The sequence below is a fragment of the Edaphobacter sp. genome, assembly GCF_028283685.1.
In the GTDB taxonomy this organism is placed as follows: Bacteria; Acidobacteriota; Terriglobia; order Terriglobales; family Acidobacteriaceae; genus Edaphobacter.
Genome location: NZ_JAPWKF010000007.1, coordinates 164,982 through 181,285, shown reverse-complemented (window position 1 = coordinate 181,285; position 16,304 = coordinate 164,982). Strand labels below are relative to the sequence as shown.

Sequence of the window (16,304 nt, the reverse complement as noted above, 5' to 3'; positions counted from 1 at the left end):
GCGACGGAGTGGCGCCGTTTACACTTGTAGTGTGGACACCTCTACGATCGTCATCCTTGATTTTGGGTCGCAGTATACGCAGCTGATTGCGCGGCGTATCCGCGAGTTCAACGTATTTTCGGTTGTGCTGCCCTGTACGACTCCGCTGGAGAAGGTTCGGGAGCTGAAGCCGAAGGGCATCATTCTCTCCGGCGGACCGAGCTCGGTTTACGACGCCGATGCTCCTGCGGCCGATCCGGCGGTGCTCAAGATGGAGCTGCCGGTACTGGGCATCTGCTATGGCCTCCAGTTCATGACGTATCACCTCGGCGGCAAGGTGGAGTCCGCGCCGGCACGGGAGTACGGCCATGCGCAGGTGACGGTGATCGAGGAGACTCCGCTGTTCCGCGGCCTGCCGCAGACGCTGGATGTATGGATGTCGCATGGCGACGAGGCGAAGGAGCTGCCTGAGGGCTTCAGGCTGACGGCGAAGACGTCGAACGCTGTCGCGGGTATAGCGAATGAAGAGCGGAAGATGTGGGCGGTGCAGTTTCATCCCGAGGTCGCACATACGCGCCAGGGCATGGAGCTGCTGAAGAACTTCTGCATCGACATCTGCGGAGCCAAGGCGGACTGGACGCCGGAGCACTTTATCCAGTCGACGGTGAAGAAGATCAAGGCGCAGGTTGGCGATGGTCATGCGATCTGCGGGCTGAGCGGCGGCGTGGACTCGTCGGTGGCTGCGGTGCTGGTGGCCAAGGCGATCGGCGACCGGCTGACGTGCATCTTCGTGAACAACGGCGTGCTGCGCAAGGAAGAGTTCGCCAAGGTGCAGAAGACGATGCGCGAGGGGCTGGGGCTGAACGTCGTGGCCGTGGATGCGGGTGAGCGCTTTCTGACGAAGCTGGCCGGCGTGACTGACCCGGAGAAGAAGCGCAAGATCATCGGCAACGAGTTCATCGCGGTGTTCGACGATGAGGCCGGGAAGATATTTCAGGCCGAGAAGAGCTCGGGTGAAGAGGTGGCGTGGCTGGTGCAGGGAACCCTGTATCCGGACGTGATCGAGTCGTCGAGCGTGCATGGGCCTTCGCACACCATCAAGAGTCACCACAATGTCGGTGGCCTGCCGGACGATATGAAGCTGAAGCTGATCGAGCCGCTGCGCGACCTCTTCAAGGACGAGGTGCGGCGGATTGGCCGCGACCTGGGTATGCCGGAGGAGATCCTGGAGCGTCAGCCGTTCCCCGGACCGGGCCTGGCGGTACGTATTTTGGGTGAAGTGACGGCCGATCGTGTGGCGCTGCTTCAGGAGGCGGACGAGATCGTCGTGACCGAGATCAAGAAAGCGGGGCTTTATCGCAAGGTGTGGCAGAGCTTTGCGGTCCTGTTGCCGGTGAAGAGCGTTGGCGTGATGGGCGACCAGAGAACCTACGCGTACACCTGTGCGATCCGCGCGGTGGAGAGCGAGGACGGCATGACGGCCGATTGGGCGCCGCTGCCGTATGAGGTGTTACGCACTATATCGAGCCGTATCGTCAGCGAGATACGCGGGATCAATCGCGTGGTGTACGACATTACCTCGAAGCCACCGGGAACGATCGAGTGGGAGTAAGAGAAGCGGCCTTCGGGCCGCTTTTCTTTTTTGAGTGCCGGGTAAATTGTTGTGACCGCGAATTGGTAACCGATAGAAATGACCGAAAGATAGGGACGGCTGACAGTTGACAAGGGCTTGCCTTAGGGTAGACTCCTCCCTAAGGTGTCATGAATCGTCATAAAGCCATCTCGGATCGGTTGCTACTCGGGGCTATCTTCCTCGGTCTCAACCTCCTGTGCTTTTTGGGGATTCTGCACGGCCAGCATGTCTTCCAGCACACGCGTTTGAACTACTCGCACATTCCTGTTCACTCCACACGGAGAGCAGGATCGTCGCGCAGTGAGAGCGAGAGCTCGGCGACGGTGGTCGTGGCGCATTTCGATCACTCGTTTGCAGATCATGCTCCGAAGGTCATGCTGTCGCAGGGCCATCCTGGTGCGGGAACGCACATCCAGGGTGCTATTGCGACCGCCATGCTTCGCCTCGTCCGCCCGGACGGATTGACGGAGCCGCTGGCTGATCAGAATGTCATTGCCCTGGGAGCTGCACCTCGTGCGCCCGGGCTTGGACGCGCTCCTCCTATCGCTGCATAATCACACCCCTCGCAGAACTTCATCGTGCGACAGGGGCAGCTGCTTCCGCACATTGCGTGAGCGCCTGACCCTCTCAAGAGCCGCCAGACGGCAGTTTCGATGAAACCCCTTCAGCGAAGTACCGATGGCTGTTCCTGATGCCCTGCTTCAGGTCAGTCCATGGAGAAGATTATGCAGCAGTTGATTGATGGTTACGCCAAATTCCGTTCCAAAGTCTTTCCCCAGCATTCCGAGCTTTTTGAGAAGCTGTCCACCGGACAGCAGCCGCAGGCGCTGTTTATCTGCTGCTCGGATTCACGCGTGATGCCAGAGATGATCATGCAGTGCGAGCCGGGTGTCCTGTTTCCGATTCGTAATGCGGGCAACCTTGTTCCTGTCCCCGGCGAGGCATCGAGCGGTGTGGCGGCGACGGTGGAGTATGCCATCCGCGTGCTGAATGTCGCCGATGTCATTATCTGTGGCCACTCGGACTGTGGCGCGATGAAGGGCATGCTGCACATGGAGCAGCTGGAGTCGTTGCCGGTGGTGAAGGCGTGGCTGGAGAATGCCGGCGCGTCGTCGCGCGGAAGGCTCGCCTCGGTGAAGGACGCGGAGGCGCTGCCCTTTCAGGAGAAGCTGGCGCTTCTGGCTGAACTGAATGTCATCGCGCAGGTGGAGAACCTGAAGGCGCATCCAGCGGTGTACGAGGCGATGCGCCGCGGGACGCTGAAGGTTCATGGATGGATGTACGACATTGGCAGCGGAGGGATCCGCCGCTTCGATACCGAGAAGGGAAGCTTCGTTGCTCTACTTCCTGAAGATCAGCCCGTCATTGAGGCTGGCGTGCGGGACGAACGGAAGATTGCTTAAGGAGACGTAACGTGAGCACCTCGGTTGAGATCCGCAATCCAAAGCACGAAGTTACAACACCGGCGGGCGGCTCTGCGCGCCCGTCCGGTGCGTGGATGAAGGACCTTTCGGCGTCGCTGGTGGTCTTTCTGGTAGCGCTGCCACTGTGCATGGGGATCGCGCTGGCGTCGGGGATGCCCCCGGCGTCGGGGTTGGTGACGGGCATTATCGGTGGGCTGGTGGTGGGCTTTCTTTCGGGACAGCCGCTGCAGGTCTCCGGCCCGGCGGCGGGACTGGCCGTGATCGTGTTCGAGATGGTGCGCGAGCATGGTGTGGCGGCGCTTGGACCGATCCTGATGGTTGCGGGCGCGATACAGCTGGTGGCCGGTCTGTTGAAGACGGGGCGCTGGTTTCGCGCGATCTCACCCGAGGTGATTCATGGCATGCTGGCCGGTATCGGCGTGCTGATTGTGATTCAACAGTTCCACGTCGTACTGGATCGCACACCGGAGCATAGCGGTCCGGCGAACATCAAGGCGATGTGGGGGGCGATCTTCGGCGGTCTGTTTCCGCTGAACGGAAGCAAAGAAGAGGCTGCCGCACTTGTGGGACTGATCACGATTGTCGTGATGGTGTTGTGGGAGCGATTCCGTCCGGCGAAGCTGAAGCTGGTTCCGAGTGCTTTGCTGGGCATTGTGACGGCGACGGCGACGGCGCAGATTTTTGCTATGAGCGTGAACCGGGTGAAGGTGCCGGAGAACCTGGGGCAGATGATCTCGCTGCCGCACCTGAGCTCGATGCAGGGAATTGGCCTGTCGACGCTGGCGGGCACGGCCCTGGCGCTGGCGTTTATCGCAAGCGCGGAGACACTGCTTTCGGCGGCTGCGGTCGACCAGATGCAGACGCGGCACAAGACGAACTATGACCGCGAGTTGATGGCGCAGGGCGTCGGCAATATGCTGTGCGGCTTTGTGGGGTCCTTGCCGATGACGGGCGTGATCGTGCGCAGCTCGGCCAATGTACAGGCGGGCGCGGAGACGCGGCGGTCTGCGATTCTGCACGGCGTGTGGATGCTGATGTCGGTGGTGCTGTTCGCTTCTGTCCTGCGCATGATCCCGACGGCAAGCCTGGCGGCGGTGCTGATCCTGGTGGGCATCAAGCTGGTGAAGCCGGCCGAGATTCGTAAGCTGGCGCGATTCGGCAAGATTCCGGTGCTGATCTACTTCGCGTCCATGATCACGATCGTTTCCACAGACCTGCTGACGGGCGTGATGGTTGGCGTGGGGCTGTCGCTGCTGCGGCTGCTGTACACGGTGACTCATCTTGATGCGCGGGTGGAGGAGCAGGAGGGCGCGACGCACGTGCATCTCTCCGGCATCGGCACGTTCCTTGCGATACCTCGTATCGCACAGGCGCTGGACGAGGTGAAGACGGAGTGCGAGGTCCACATCCACTGCGTCAATCTGCGCTATATCGATCACGCCTGCATTGAGGTGATCGAAGGCTGGACCGAGCAGAGGGAACAGAACGGCCAGCAGATTCATATCGAGATGGAGAAGCTCCATATGCGCTATCGCGCTCCGGTGAGTGAGACCGTGAGCTGACAAGTTTGATTTTTCGCAAGAGCGGGGCTGCAATCCCGTCGGCCCCGCTCTATTTTTTCAAAGTTTTGAAGGTGTTGTCCGAGAGAAGTACAGACGATGTAAATAGCAGTACTTATAAAAGCAAAGAGAACGGCGGCCTGATCAGGCCGCCGTTCTCAATTGAAGCCGGAGAGCGTTGTCGCTTAGCCCAGCTCGTCCATGCTCTTGGCTCCGAACTTCAGATACCAGGGGCTGGCGGCCTTAAGCGCCTTGTTGACGTTCTCGATATTTTCGACGCCGGTGGTCTCGAGCCACTCATGGAAGGCCTTGGCGCCCTGCTTAGCGAAGATCGGAATGCCTTCCTTCCAGGTGGCGCGGCCGCAGAGGACGCCGTTGAACTTGGTGCCGGACTCGGCGGCCAGTTCGAGGGTCTCGATGAAGACGGGGTTGGAGACGCCGGCCGAGAGATAGATGAAGGGCTTGTGTGTCATGGTCTCGGCGTCGCGGAAGTGCTGCAGAGCCTCGGCGCGGGTGTAGGCGCGCTCGCCCTTGAAGGCCTTGGTGCCTTCGACGAAGGTCATATCGATGGGAACTTCGACCTTGAGGACGTCGACGTTATAGCGCTCCTTGCCGAACTCGGCCATGGAGCCGGAGACGACCTCTGGCTTCTTCTTGGCGTAGGCGAGGGATTTCTCGTCGCCACCATCGGCATCGTAGCCGACCGTCTCGAGGAAGAAGGGGATGTCGTGGGCGAGGCACTCGTCGCCGATGCGCTCGATCCAGGCATGCTTGAGATCGTTGATGGAGGTCTTCTCGTAGGGAGTGTAGTAGAGAAGGATCTTGATGCAGTCGGCACCGGCCTCTTTCAGGCGACGGACGCTCCAGACGTCGAGCAGGTCGGGCAGGCGGCCGGGCGTGGCGGCATCGTAGCCGGTCTTCTCATAGGCGAGCAGCAGGCCCTTGCCGTTGCGCACCTTGGAGGCAGGCAGACCGAACTCCGGGTCGAGCAGGATGGCGGAGGCGTGCCTGGTAAGGACCTCGGTCACGTGAACCTTGAACTGCTCAAGGTCGTGGGCATCGGCTGCGGCCCCGCGCTCCTTGGCCAGAGACTTCTGCAGCGAGCCACGCTGGTCCATTGCGGCAGCGGCGATGACGCCGCGCGGGTCGGATACGGCTTTCAGTCCGGCAAGTTTCCCTGGGGTCAGCTTTGACATTGCTCTTTTCTCCTCGGTGTTTGAGTCTCGCTAGACGGTCATTCTACACAGCAAATTGAACAACTTGCCTCAACGTAACGGGTGGGATCGGTCTATGCCTCTATTCAATAGGGCAACTCTATCAATCCTAATAGGTTAGATGTCAAAAGCAGGCTGAAGGGAGTTGCATGTGCCTCAAAAGGTGGGCGTTTACCGTGCAGGGGACCGGCAAAGCCATTGAACAGCAAAGCCCGGCACGCTCATGAAGTCTGGGCGTGTGTCGGGCTTTCTTCGTTCTACTCGAAGGACTTATTCGGAAGCTGCAGGAACAGGCGTTAGCGCATGGCCGGCTTTTTAAGTGAGGATAGCGTGGCTCCGTTGGAGCCAAGGAAGCGCTCCTTGGCGCGGAGCGCGGGGCGGATGATGGCGCTTTTGAGGCCATCGACCACCTGGCTCGATCCTGGAGGGTTTGGCGTAAGGCCGAGCTTTCTCAGGTAGGAGTTCATGCGGTAGACCTCAGCCTCCGGAAATTTGGCCTTACGAAATCCAAGGCTGAGAGAGACGGACATACTGTCTCCCACGGTGATGAGATGGGGAAAGAAGGGAGGCTGGTGAACTCCCTGATACGGCCCCATTACGTAACTTTTTGGTTCCTTGTTGTGGCTTCTCTCGATGAAGCTGTTGCCCATCCAGAACTCTTCCATGTGTTCAGAAGTGACTACGGCGCGATCGTTTCCATCGAAGAGACTGACGTGCTTGATGCCGTCGATCTGGAGAAGGAAATTGACCTCCTGATCGACGTGATAGGGCGTCTGCTCACCGGGAGAGCTGATAAAAAGCGTTGCGATGGCACGGCTGAAGTCGCGCTGGAAGTCGATGCCTGTTACTTCGCTGAGGTTGAGGATGCAGGCAGCCAGCAGATCCCGGTAGACATCGACCTGCTGGATATCGGAGAGCTTAATGCGAGATCCGCTGAAGTCGATGTTGTCATAGGCTTCGTCCAGTGCCCGTTGAAATTCGGGGGATCCCCATTCCAGATGCCCAACATCTTTCTTGATGAAGAAGCCTGGGGGAATTCCGCCGAACGACTGCCTGACGTGAAGAGCCCCGATCGTCTCTACCAGACGCTTGACGGCGTCGCGGGTGAAGAGTTCGTGGCCGCTGAGGCTGTGAGAGAAGAGGAAGGAATCTTTGCCGACGGAATTTGCTAATTCCGTCATCGGGGGGAAATAGGTCGTTGCAACTCCTGTGGAGGACATGAATCGGCCTTTCAACTCGCAAATGGGAACAGCAATAAATCTTTTTTCAGGGGAGTTTCCGGATAATAGGTTCGCTATCAGGGCCGGTCAAGTTTTTTTGCAGGGTATGACGACGACTAATCGTTGCTCTCGTCGTAAGTAAAGGCAAAGCTTGCCTTTGGCAGCGAAGCAATCCGGTTTCATGAAGGCTAAGCCACGTTCCGCTCCAAAGCGGAGCGAATGCTATAGATAATTGCGGTTGAGGAAGACAGCATGAACGCGATGATGACAGCAGGTTCTCTGGTATTGCTTTCGGCGGCAGCTTTCGCCCAGGTGCAAAGCTCCGCGCTGACGGTGCCTGGTCGAGACGGCCAGGCACCGGTGATCCAGCACAATGGGCGGTCGTATGTGGAGGTGGAGTCTTTGGCCCGCATCACGGGGGCGACGCTCGGCTTCCAGGGCAGCAGGGTAGTCCTGACGCTGCCCGCAGCGCTGCCAACAGCACCAGCGTCACATGCGGCGGATGCTCCGCAAACCAAACCTGCGGACAGTGGCTACACCCGCGAATTTCTGCAGGCAGGCGTCGAGCAGATGACGGTGATCCGCGAGTGGCGCAGTGCAATTGAAAATGCAGTGCGTACGAACAATCCAGTCGAGCAGACCTGGATCTCCGGATATCGACGCAATGCGGATAGCCGCATGCAGATGGCGACAGCCTCTGCGGCAAGCGATGCAGATCGGCAGGGGCTCGCTTTGCTGCAGGGGGCGATGAGTCTTATGCAGCAGATGAGCGGTCGTTTTCTGGGGTTACGCTCTTCGCTGACCTTTGTGCCGACCGATGCCCTGGATAACGATCCGGTGGATCAGAAGATCCTCGCCTGCGCGCAGGGGATGGCTGCGCAGGCGGTTCCGGGAGGCAAGTTCGAGGATGTTGCCTCCTGCCACTGAGCAGGCGGTCTGGTTATTTTGCGGAGCGGATCGCGGCCAGTTGTGCCTCGAGCAGCTGGTGGATGCCTTTTTCCGCGTAGTCGAGCATCTCGCTAAGCTGTTGGCGGGAGTAGGAGTCCTTCTCCGCGGTCGCCTGTGTTTCGACCAGTCCGCCAGAGGCGAGCATGACGACGTTCATGTCGACGGTGGCGCGGGAGTCCTCTTCGTAACAGAGGTCAAGCAGGACGTTGCCGTCGACGATGCCGACGGAGGTTGCGGCGACCATCTGGCGCAGGGGCGATGCCTTGAGAGTTCCTGCGGCAACGAGTTTATCGAGGGCGATGGCAAGGGCAACCGCGGCGCCGGTAATGGCTGCTGTGCGGGTACCACCATCGGCTTGCAGGACGTCGCAGTCGAGAATAATGGTGCGTTCGCCGAGGGCCTTCATGTCCACAACGGAGCGCAGGGAGCGCCCAATCAGGCGCTGGATCTCATGGGTGCGTCCGCCGATCTTGCCTCGCTCGGCCTCGCGCGGAGTGCGGGTCAGGGTGGCGCGAGGCAGCATGCCGTACTCCGCCGTCACCCAGCCGCGGCCGGAGTTTCGCAGCCAGGCGGGGACACCCTGTTCGATGGAGGCATTGCAGAGAACCCGGGTATTGCCGGACTCCATGAGAACGGATCCTTCGGCCATGGCGACAAAGCCCGGCGTAATGCGGATGGGACGGAGTGCGTCGGCAGGGCGGGCATCGGGGCGGAAGATCTGGAGTGCGGCGGACATTCGGAGATTATAGAGGGCCTGCTGATAGAAGAATCAAGGGTCTGCAGCGGTTTGTACCGATCAAGTGCTCCGCGAAGGCCTCTCTGCGGCGCTCATTGCGTGGCGGAGACGATGAGCGTCCCGAAAAAGGTCAGCAGGGCGGACAGGAGTTTTAGGGTGGGATGTGGGAAACTGGTTGTCAATTCCCCCAATTTGTTGCATACTTACAAGAGCGTCTCAATCCCGTATTGAGACTAGTCGATAACCACGCCCCGGCAGTGTTTCGCCGAGAGGGGTGGGAGATGAGGAAAGATGGCTAGGAAGATCTCCAAGAATCTGGCGAAGGCGCGCGCGCTCGTTGAGCCCCGTCCTTACGTCCTGGCGGACGCGGTTCCGCTGCTCCAGAAGGCAAAGTACGCAAAGTTTGATGAGACGGTCGATCTGACGCTGCGTCTCGGTGTCGACCCCCGTCATGCGGACCAGATGGTTCGCGGCACGGTTGTTCTCCCGCACGGTCTGGGTAAGACCAAGATTGTTGCTGTTATCGCCTCGGGCGACAAGGTGAAGGACGCACAGGTTGCCGGCGCTGAGTTCTTCGGCGGCGAAGAGCTCGTCGAGAAGATTCAGAAGGAAGGCTGGACCGATTTTGATGCCCTGATCGCGACGCCCGACATGATGAAGTCGGTCGGACGTCTGGGTAAGGTTCTCGGCCCCAAGGGCCTGATGCCGAACCCGAAGACCGGTACCGTGACCACGAACGTGGCTGAGGCGGTCAAGGAGATCAAGGCCGGTAAGGTTGAGTTCCGCACGGATAAGACCGCTCTGGTTCACGTTCCCGTAGGCAAGCTCTCGTTCGATGCGCAGAAGCTTGTCGACAATGCGATGACGGTCATTACCAGCGTGGTGAAGGCGAAGCCTTCGGCTGCCAAGGGTAAGTACATCAAGGGCGTAACGCTGAGCTCCTCGATGGGCCCTGGCATCCAGCTGGATTATGCGGCGGCTGAGGCTGCCGGCAAGGCTTAGGCAAGGCGAATCGCGGTACGGTTTGGCCGCAAAGCTTGCGGCGCTCAAATTTCAGCTAGCGTTTTGGCTAGCAGTGAAGGCTAGGAATTGTTATGGCACTGTCCAGATCACAGAAGTCGGATAAGGTAAAGAAGCTCGCTGCAGAGCTGGAGACCTCGACCTCGGCCATTATCGGTACGTTTACCGGGCTGACGGCAGCGAAGGACTTCAACCTGCGCAAGGCGGTACGGGCTGCCGGTGGCAGCTATCACGTGGTGAAGAACAAGCTGGCCGCAAGGTCGGCTGAGGGAACGAAGATCGAGGAGGCCCTCAAGGGCCTTAAGGGCGTATCTTCGGTTGCCTACACCTCGGGCGATCCCGTGGCTCTGGCCAAGGCGCTCTCGACCTGGGTGAAGGATAACTCTGAGTTCACCTTCAAGCTGGGCATCGTCGACGGCAAGGTTCTGTCGATCGAAGATATCGGCGACCTGGCGAAGCTGCCGGGCAAGGAAGAGCTCTTCTCGAAGCTGCTGTTCCTCATCAATTCCCCGGCGCAGCGTCTTGCGACGGTGATCAACGCGACCGGACGCGATCTGGCCGTCGTGATCAACCAGGGTGTGGAGAAGGGCAAGTTCGGCGGTTCGGCTCCTGCAGCACCTGTGGCAGAGTCGGCTCATGCCGAGGAGTCAGCGGCAGGGGAGCAGCCTTCGGGCGCAGCGCAGCCGGAGAACGCGACGGCGTCGCAGGCCGGCGAGGCAGCGGACGAAGCTCCCGCAGAGGGATAAGGTTTCGCGCAGTTCTGTTCAGGTGCGCTGGTCTGGGCGCAACGGAAACCTGAATGGAGTTGAGCAACGGTGGCAGAAGAGAGCCTCCGGTGAAGCAATCGGCAGTACAAGTACAGTAATTATTGGAGAGAAAAATGGCGGACATTCAGCAGTTGGAAGATCAGATCGTTAGCCTCAGCCTGCTCGAGGCTTCGGCTCTTGTAAAGAAGCTTGAGGAGCGCCTTGGCGTTTCGGCTGCGGCTGCAGCTGTGGCTGCTCCGGCAGCTGGCGGCGGCGCTGCGGCGGCTGCCCCGGCAGAAGAGAAGACCGAGTTCACCGTCATCCTGAAGGATGCCGGCGCGAACAAGATCAACACCATCAAGGCTGTGCGCGAAGTCACCGCCCTTGGGCTCAAGGAAGCCAAGGACCTGGTTGACGGAGCTCCCAAGCCCCTGAAGGAGAACATCTCGAAGGACGACGCGGCTGCAATCGCGAAGAAGTTCGAGGGTGTTGCCACGGTCGAGATCAAGTAACAACCCAGATAGTTGCACGCCTGGGCGGAACGAGTTATCCTTTCTTTTCAGGGAAGAACCGTTCCGCCCAGCTGTGCTCGGTTGGCGAAACGATTTCAGTCGGCAGTTGAGCGAGATATACGGTTGTAATCCGGTCCATCCTCTTGAATTGAGAGAGAGGTTAGGGGGCCGGCCATTATGCGTTTCTAGCGGCGGATGCGCATAGTGCCACTGGTTTCAGGCAGACAGCAGCGAATTTGGGGCAAGGCGAGCCTCAAAATGGCGGCAGACATTTATCTCAACACGAACGAAATAGTGCACAAGTCGAACCTTTGCGCTCGCGGGACACGCTGTCCCTCTGAGCGCCTTGTCGTGTTTTCAGGTACTTCCGCCCTCTCGATTCTCGTTGCGGGCAACAACTACGGGTTCCTTATAGCAGATTCCGCCGGCAGCAGGCGAACCAGCGCTGTGAATAGTCAGGAAAGTTAATCGAGCAGGCGTCCCGCATTGGGACAGTTTGAGCATGAGATTTTGCGCACAGGGCCAGCCGTTTCGAGGATGGCAGGACCTGACGAAGTACGAGGCGCAGAGAGAAAACAGCAGGAGGGCCTTGACCGGGGCTCTCCCCGGCAAAGGGAAGAGTCATCCCGAAGCTGGTCCTCGAAGGTAAGTATTCAGGGAGAGAGCATGTCCAGCGAAATGCGCGCGATCCGAAGCCGTCTAGATTTTTCCAAGATTCCAACCGCAATTGAAATTCCCAACCTCATCGAGGTACAGCGCCGTAGTTATGAGCGTTTCCTGCAGATGGACAAGCTGCCCCAGGAGCGTGAAGACAACGGCCTGCAGTCGGTCTTTACCTCGGTCTTTCCGATCACGGACTTCCGTAATGTCTCGGAACTCGAGTTTGTTGATTACTCTATCGGCAACTGGGAGTGCAAGTGCGGCTACCTCAAGGGCCTGAATCACCTGCGTACCGCCTGCTCGCATTGCGGTCATATGGTGATCACCGACCCGTTCCACCCGGGCGACGTCCTTTGCAGCTTCTGCGGAACCTACAACAAGAACACCCCGGACTTCTGCACCAAGTGCGGTGACCCGGTGGGTCTGCAGTTGAAGTACGACCAGGCTGAGTGCGAAGAGCGCGGGATGACCTATTCGGCTCCGCTGAAGGTTACGATCCGCCTGAAGATCTACGACAAGGACCCGGAGACGGGTGTGAAGACCCTGCGCGACATGAAGGAGCAGGAAGTGTTCTTCGGCGATATCCCGCTGATGAGCGCCAACGGCACCTTCATCGTGAACGGCACGGAGCGCGTCATCGTTTCGCAGCTGCACCGCTCGCCCGGCGTCTTCTTTGAGACGGCGAACAACCGCACCTACTTCCTGGGCAAGATCATTCCGTATCGCGGCAGCTGGGTTGAGTTCGAGTACGACCAGAAGAACACCCTGTACGTCCGCATCGATCGTAAGCGTAAGTTCCTGGGCACGATCTTCCTGCGCGCCCTCGGTCTGCGTACGGACGAGGAGATCCTGAAGACCTTCTACACGGTCGACACGATTAATGTGAAGGAAGGCAAGCTGAGCTGGAAGGTCGCGGCGGAGGGAACTCCCAGCAACCTGCAGGGAACGCGTCCCGCCGCGGCCATCACGGTCAAGGGTGAGGAGATCGTTCCGGCCAGCCGCAAGATCTCGGCACATGCCATGAAGTCGCTGCGTTCGCACAACGTCGAAGAGGTTGAAGTGGAGACCTCCGAGTTCGACGGCGCGATGACGGCGTCCGATGTCGTCGACCTGACGACTGGCGAGCTGCTGTACGAAGCCAACCAGGAGCTGACCGCCGACAAGCTGCACAAGATCCTGCAGTCAGGCGTAACCAGCTTCGAGCTCTTCTTCCCGGAACGCGACGACGTAGGCAACATCATCACGAACACGCTGCGTCGTGACTCGGTGCGCAAGCCTGAAGAGGCTCTGATCGAGATTTACCGCAAGCTGCGTCCGGGCGACCCGCCGACCCTGGATACGGCTACGGCTCTGTTCGAGGGCATGTTCTTCGATTCGCGCAAGTATGACTTCTCGCGCGTGGGCCGTCTGAAGTTCAACATCAAGCTGTACGAGAACGGCGATGCTACGGTGCTCGACCGTCGTACGCTGACCCCCGAGGACTTCTACTCGACCATCAAGTACCTGCTGAAGCTGCGCAAGAACATCGGCGTGGTGGACGACATCGATCACCTTGGCAACCGCCGCGTCCGCGCTGTGGGCGAGCTGATGGAGAACCAGTTCCGCATCGGCCTGGTCCGCATGGAGCGCGCGATCAAGGAAAAGATGAGCGTGTATCAGGAGATGTCGACGGCGATGCCGCACGACCTGATCAACGCGAAGCCCGTGATGGCGGCGATCCGCGAGTTCTTCGGAAGCTCGCAGCTGTCGCAGTTCATGGACCAGACGAACCCTCTGTCGGAGATCACGCACAAGCGCCGCCTGTCGGCCCTTGGGCCTGGTGGTCTGTCGCGTGAGCGCGCCGGCTTCGAGGTGCGCGACGTGCACCCGACTCACTATGGCCGTATCTGCCCGATTGAGACGCCGGAAGGTCCGAACATCGGCCTGATCTCGTCGCTCTCGTGCTTCGCACGCATCAACGAGTACGGCTTCATCGAGTCGCCGTATCGTCGCGTGAAGGATGGCAGAGCGCTGGATTACGTTGCTGTCTCGAATGCTGGAGAGAGCGGTCTGCGTCAGGGCGACTACCTCGAGATCAACGAGGCGAAGAAGCTCAACGATACGCTGAAGAAGGACAAGAAGCGGACGATGGATCTGATCCCGTTCAGCTTCTACCTCTCGGCATGGGAAGAGGATCGTCACACGATCGCTCAGGCCAACATCGAGCTCGACGAAGAGCAGAACATCGTTCAGGACATCGTTGATGCCCGCCGCCAGGGCAACTTCATCCTGGTGAACAAGGCTGAGGTCGATTACGTTGACGTCTCGCCGAAGCAGCTGGTCTCCGTGGCTGCCTCGCTGGTGCCGTTCCTCGAGCATGACGACGCGAACCGCGCCCTGATGGGTGCGAACATGCAGCGTCAGTCGGTTCCGCTGCTGGTGGCCGAGGCTCCGTTTGTCGGCACCGGTATGGAAGGCGTTACGGCGCGCGACTCTGGCGCTGTGATTCTGGCCAAGCGTAACGGTATCGTCGATTCGGTCGACTCCGAGCGCATCATCATCCGTGTGGAAGGTGAGCATCACCCGACGCAGCTGTCGCGTGAGGTTGGTTCGGACATCTACCAGCTGACGAAGTTCAAGCGCTCGAACCAGAACACCTGCATCAACCAGAAGCCGGTGGTCCGCAAGGGCGATCGCGTGCTGAAAGGTGCGGTCATCGCTGACGGTCCTTGCACGGAACAGGGCGAGCTTGGTCTTGGCCGTAACGTGCTGGTTGCCTTCATGCCGTGGCGCGGTTACAACTTCGAGGACGCGATCCTGATCTCGGAGAAGCTGGTCCGCGAGGACTACTACACCTCGATCCACATCGAGGAGTTCGAGATCGAGGCCCGCGACACGAAGCTGGGACCGGAAGAGATCACGCGCGATATTCCGAACGTCTCCGAGCACGCTCTGCGTGACCTGGACGAGTCGGGCATCATCCGCATCGGCGCGAAGATCTCGCACAACGACATCCTCGTCGGCAAGGTCACGCCGAAGGGCGAGACGCAGCTGACTCCGGAAGAGAAGCTGCTGCGCGCCATCTTCGGTGAGAAGGCCGGCGACGTTCGTGATGCTTCGCTGACGTGCCCTCCCGGTATCGAGGGAACGGTCGTCGACATCCGCATCTTCTCCCGTAAGGGACAGGAGAAGGACGAGCGCGCCAAGCAGATCGAGCAGGAGCAGATTGAGAAGCTGGAGCGCAACCTGGCTGACGAGATCCGCATTCTGACCGACGAGCGTCTGAAGCGTCTTGAGGCGATCCTGGGAGGCAAGGAAGTCCAGGCCGACCTGCACGACGAACGCACCAACAAGAAGCTGCTCTCGAAGGGCGAGATTCTGAACCGCGACACCATCGAACTGATCTCGACGCGCAACCTGAAGCGTATTCGCTACGCGGACAAGGACCCGCGCGTGAACGAGCAGATCGACGAGATCGAGGAGATGACCTCGCGCCAGATCGACGTGCTGCGTAAGATCACCAACGAGAAGATCACCAAGATGGGCAAGGGCGATGAGCTCGCGCCTGGCGTGATCAAGATGGTCAAGGTCTACATCGCCATGAAGCGTAAGCTTTCGGTCGGTGACAAGATGGCTGGCCGTCACGGTAACAAGGGTGTTATCGCCCGCATTCTGCCGGAAGAGGATATGCCGTACCTCCCGGATGGAACGCCGGTCGAGATCGTCCTGAACCCGTTGGGCGTGCCTTCGCGTATGAACGTCGGACAGATCCTCGAGACGCACCTCGGCTGGGCAGCTCACGAGCTGGGCAGGCAGGTTGCAGAGCTGGCTGCGAAGATGGATTCGGCCAATGAGGTCCGTGAGCTCTTCAAGGCACGCTTCGCTGGTACCGCTGCTCTCAACCAGCTGCTGACGTTGGACGACGAGCAGACGCTCCGGGTAGCTGCCGGCATGAAGCGCGGCATCTGGTTCGGAACGGCTGTGTTCGACGGTGCTCGTGAGACGGAGATCAAGGCGCTGCTGGCGTCGGCTGGTCTTCCGAGCTCGGGTAAGAGCCTTCTGCATGACGGCATGACGGGTGATGAATTCGAGCAGCCCGCCACGGTCGGCTACATCTACATGCTGAAGCTCTCGCATCTTGTCGATGACAAGATTCACGCCCGTTCGATCGGACCGTACTCGCTGATCACGCAGCAGCCGCTGGGTGGTAAGGCGCAGTTCGGCGGACAGCGCTTCGGTGAGATGGAAGTCTGGGCGCTGGAAGCTTACGGTGCAGCTTACATCCTGCAGGAGCTGCTCACTGCCAAGTCCGACGACGTCTTCGGTCGTACCAAGATCTACGAGGCGATCGTCAAGGGCGAGGCTGCGATCGAGCCCGGCGTGCCGGAGTCGTTCAACGTGCTCATCCGCGAGTTGCAGTCTCTCTGCCTTGACGTGGAACTGGTCAAGCAGAGCGATCAGAAGAAGCAGCCGCAGCCTGCGATCGCTGCAGCCGACTAACTTGCTACAGGGAAGCCGGGAGGGCAGTCAGAACGCCCTTCCGGCAGCCGCTTACCCTTGATCGAGCGGCAAGACAACTGAAATTGAGCTTCAGATCCAGATAGACGGCAAAGCGATACGCCGAGAGTTATCGCAAAAGTTTTGTAACCGCAGCATGACGCTGCCACTGCTATA

General features: G+C 59.7%; 12 protein-coding genes. 9 read left to right on the top strand and 3 right to left on the bottom strand.

The features are described 5' to 3' along the window. Nucleotides 1-31 precede the first annotated feature (31 nt). The 4 genes from guaA to PW789_RS11565 all read left to right on the top strand — a co-directional run bounded on the left by guaA (nt 32) and on the right by PW789_RS11565 (nt 4,598). Nucleotides 32-1,591: a glutamine-hydrolyzing GMP synthase gene (gene guaA, locus PW789_RS11580; protein ID WP_299376211.1), complete on the top strand. Its 1,560-nt coding sequence runs from the start codon at nt 32-34 to the stop codon at nt 1,589-1,591. 149 nt (nt 1,592-1,740) lie between these two features. Next, nucleotides 1,741-2,166, top strand: coding sequence for a hypothetical protein (locus PW789_RS11575; RefSeq protein ID WP_299376202.1), 426 nt, complete (start codon nt 1,741-1,743; stop codon nt 2,164-2,166). Between the two features lie 171 nt (nt 2,167-2,337). After that, nucleotides 2,338-3,015, top strand: coding sequence for a carbonic anhydrase (locus PW789_RS11570; RefSeq protein ID WP_299376199.1), 678 nt, complete (start codon nt 2,338-2,340; stop codon nt 3,013-3,015). A gap of 11 nt (nt 3,016-3,026) precedes the next feature. Further along, nucleotides 3,027-4,598, top strand: a complete 1,572-nt coding sequence (locus PW789_RS11565) for a SulP family inorganic anion transporter (protein WP_299376196.1) — start codon at nt 3,027-3,029, stop codon at nt 4,596-4,598. A 182-nt stretch (nt 4,599-4,780) separates the two neighbouring features. Here the strand turns inward: PW789_RS11565 and PW789_RS11560 are convergent, their stop codons facing one another. Both PW789_RS11560 and PW789_RS11555 read right to left on the bottom strand, forming a co-directional pair. Further along, nucleotides 4,781-5,791, bottom strand: a complete 1,011-nt coding sequence (locus PW789_RS11560) for a tagatose 1,6-diphosphate aldolase (protein ID WP_299376193.1) — start codon at nt 5,789-5,791, stop codon at nt 4,781-4,783. Nucleotides 5,792-6,105: 314 nt separating this feature from the next. Continuing rightward, entirely contained in the window at nt 6,106-7,029 is a 924-nt protein-coding gene (locus PW789_RS11555; RefSeq protein WP_299376190.1) for a hypothetical protein, read from the bottom strand. A gap of 252 nt (nt 7,030-7,281) precedes the next feature. Between PW789_RS11555 and PW789_RS11550 the strand changes: the two genes are divergently transcribed. Continuing rightward, nucleotides 7,282-7,956, top strand: coding sequence for a hypothetical protein (locus PW789_RS11550; RefSeq protein WP_299376187.1), 675 nt, complete (start codon nt 7,282-7,284; stop codon nt 7,954-7,956). Between the two features lie 13 nt (nt 7,957-7,969). Here PW789_RS11550 and rph read toward each other — a convergent pair whose 3' ends face one another. Further along, on the bottom strand, nt 7,970-8,713 hold the full coding sequence (gene rph / locus PW789_RS11545) for a ribonuclease PH (protein ID WP_299376184.1): 744 nt from the start codon (nt 8,711-8,713) through the stop codon (nt 7,970-7,972). Nucleotides 8,714-9,004: 291 nt separating this feature from the next. Here rph and rplA point away from each other — a divergent pair, with 291 nt between their 5' ends. From rplA to rpoB, 4 genes are all read left to right on the top strand, one after another. Next, entirely contained in the window at nt 9,005-9,715 is a 711-nt protein-coding gene (gene rplA, locus PW789_RS11540) for a 50S ribosomal protein L1 (protein ID WP_299376180.1), read from the top strand. 92 nt (nt 9,716-9,807) lie between these two features. Next, on the top strand, nt 9,808-10,479 hold the full coding sequence (gene rplJ, locus PW789_RS11535; RefSeq protein ID WP_299376177.1) for a 50S ribosomal protein L10: 672 nt from the start codon (nt 9,808-9,810) through the stop codon (nt 10,477-10,479). Between the two features lie 134 nt (nt 10,480-10,613). Next, complete coding sequence (rplL, locus tag PW789_RS11530; protein WP_299376173.1) at nt 10,614-10,991, top strand: 50S ribosomal protein L7/L12; 378 nt, start codon at nt 10,614-10,616, stop codon at nt 10,989-10,991. A gap of 666 nt (nt 10,992-11,657) precedes the next feature. Continuing rightward, nucleotides 11,658-16,130 carry a DNA-directed RNA polymerase subunit beta gene (rpoB, locus tag PW789_RS11525; RefSeq protein WP_299376170.1) on the top strand — a complete coding sequence of 1,491 codons (4,473 nt, stop codon included), beginning with the start codon at nt 11,658-11,660 and terminating at the stop codon, nt 16,128-16,130. Nucleotides 16,131-16,304 lie beyond the last annotated feature (174 nt).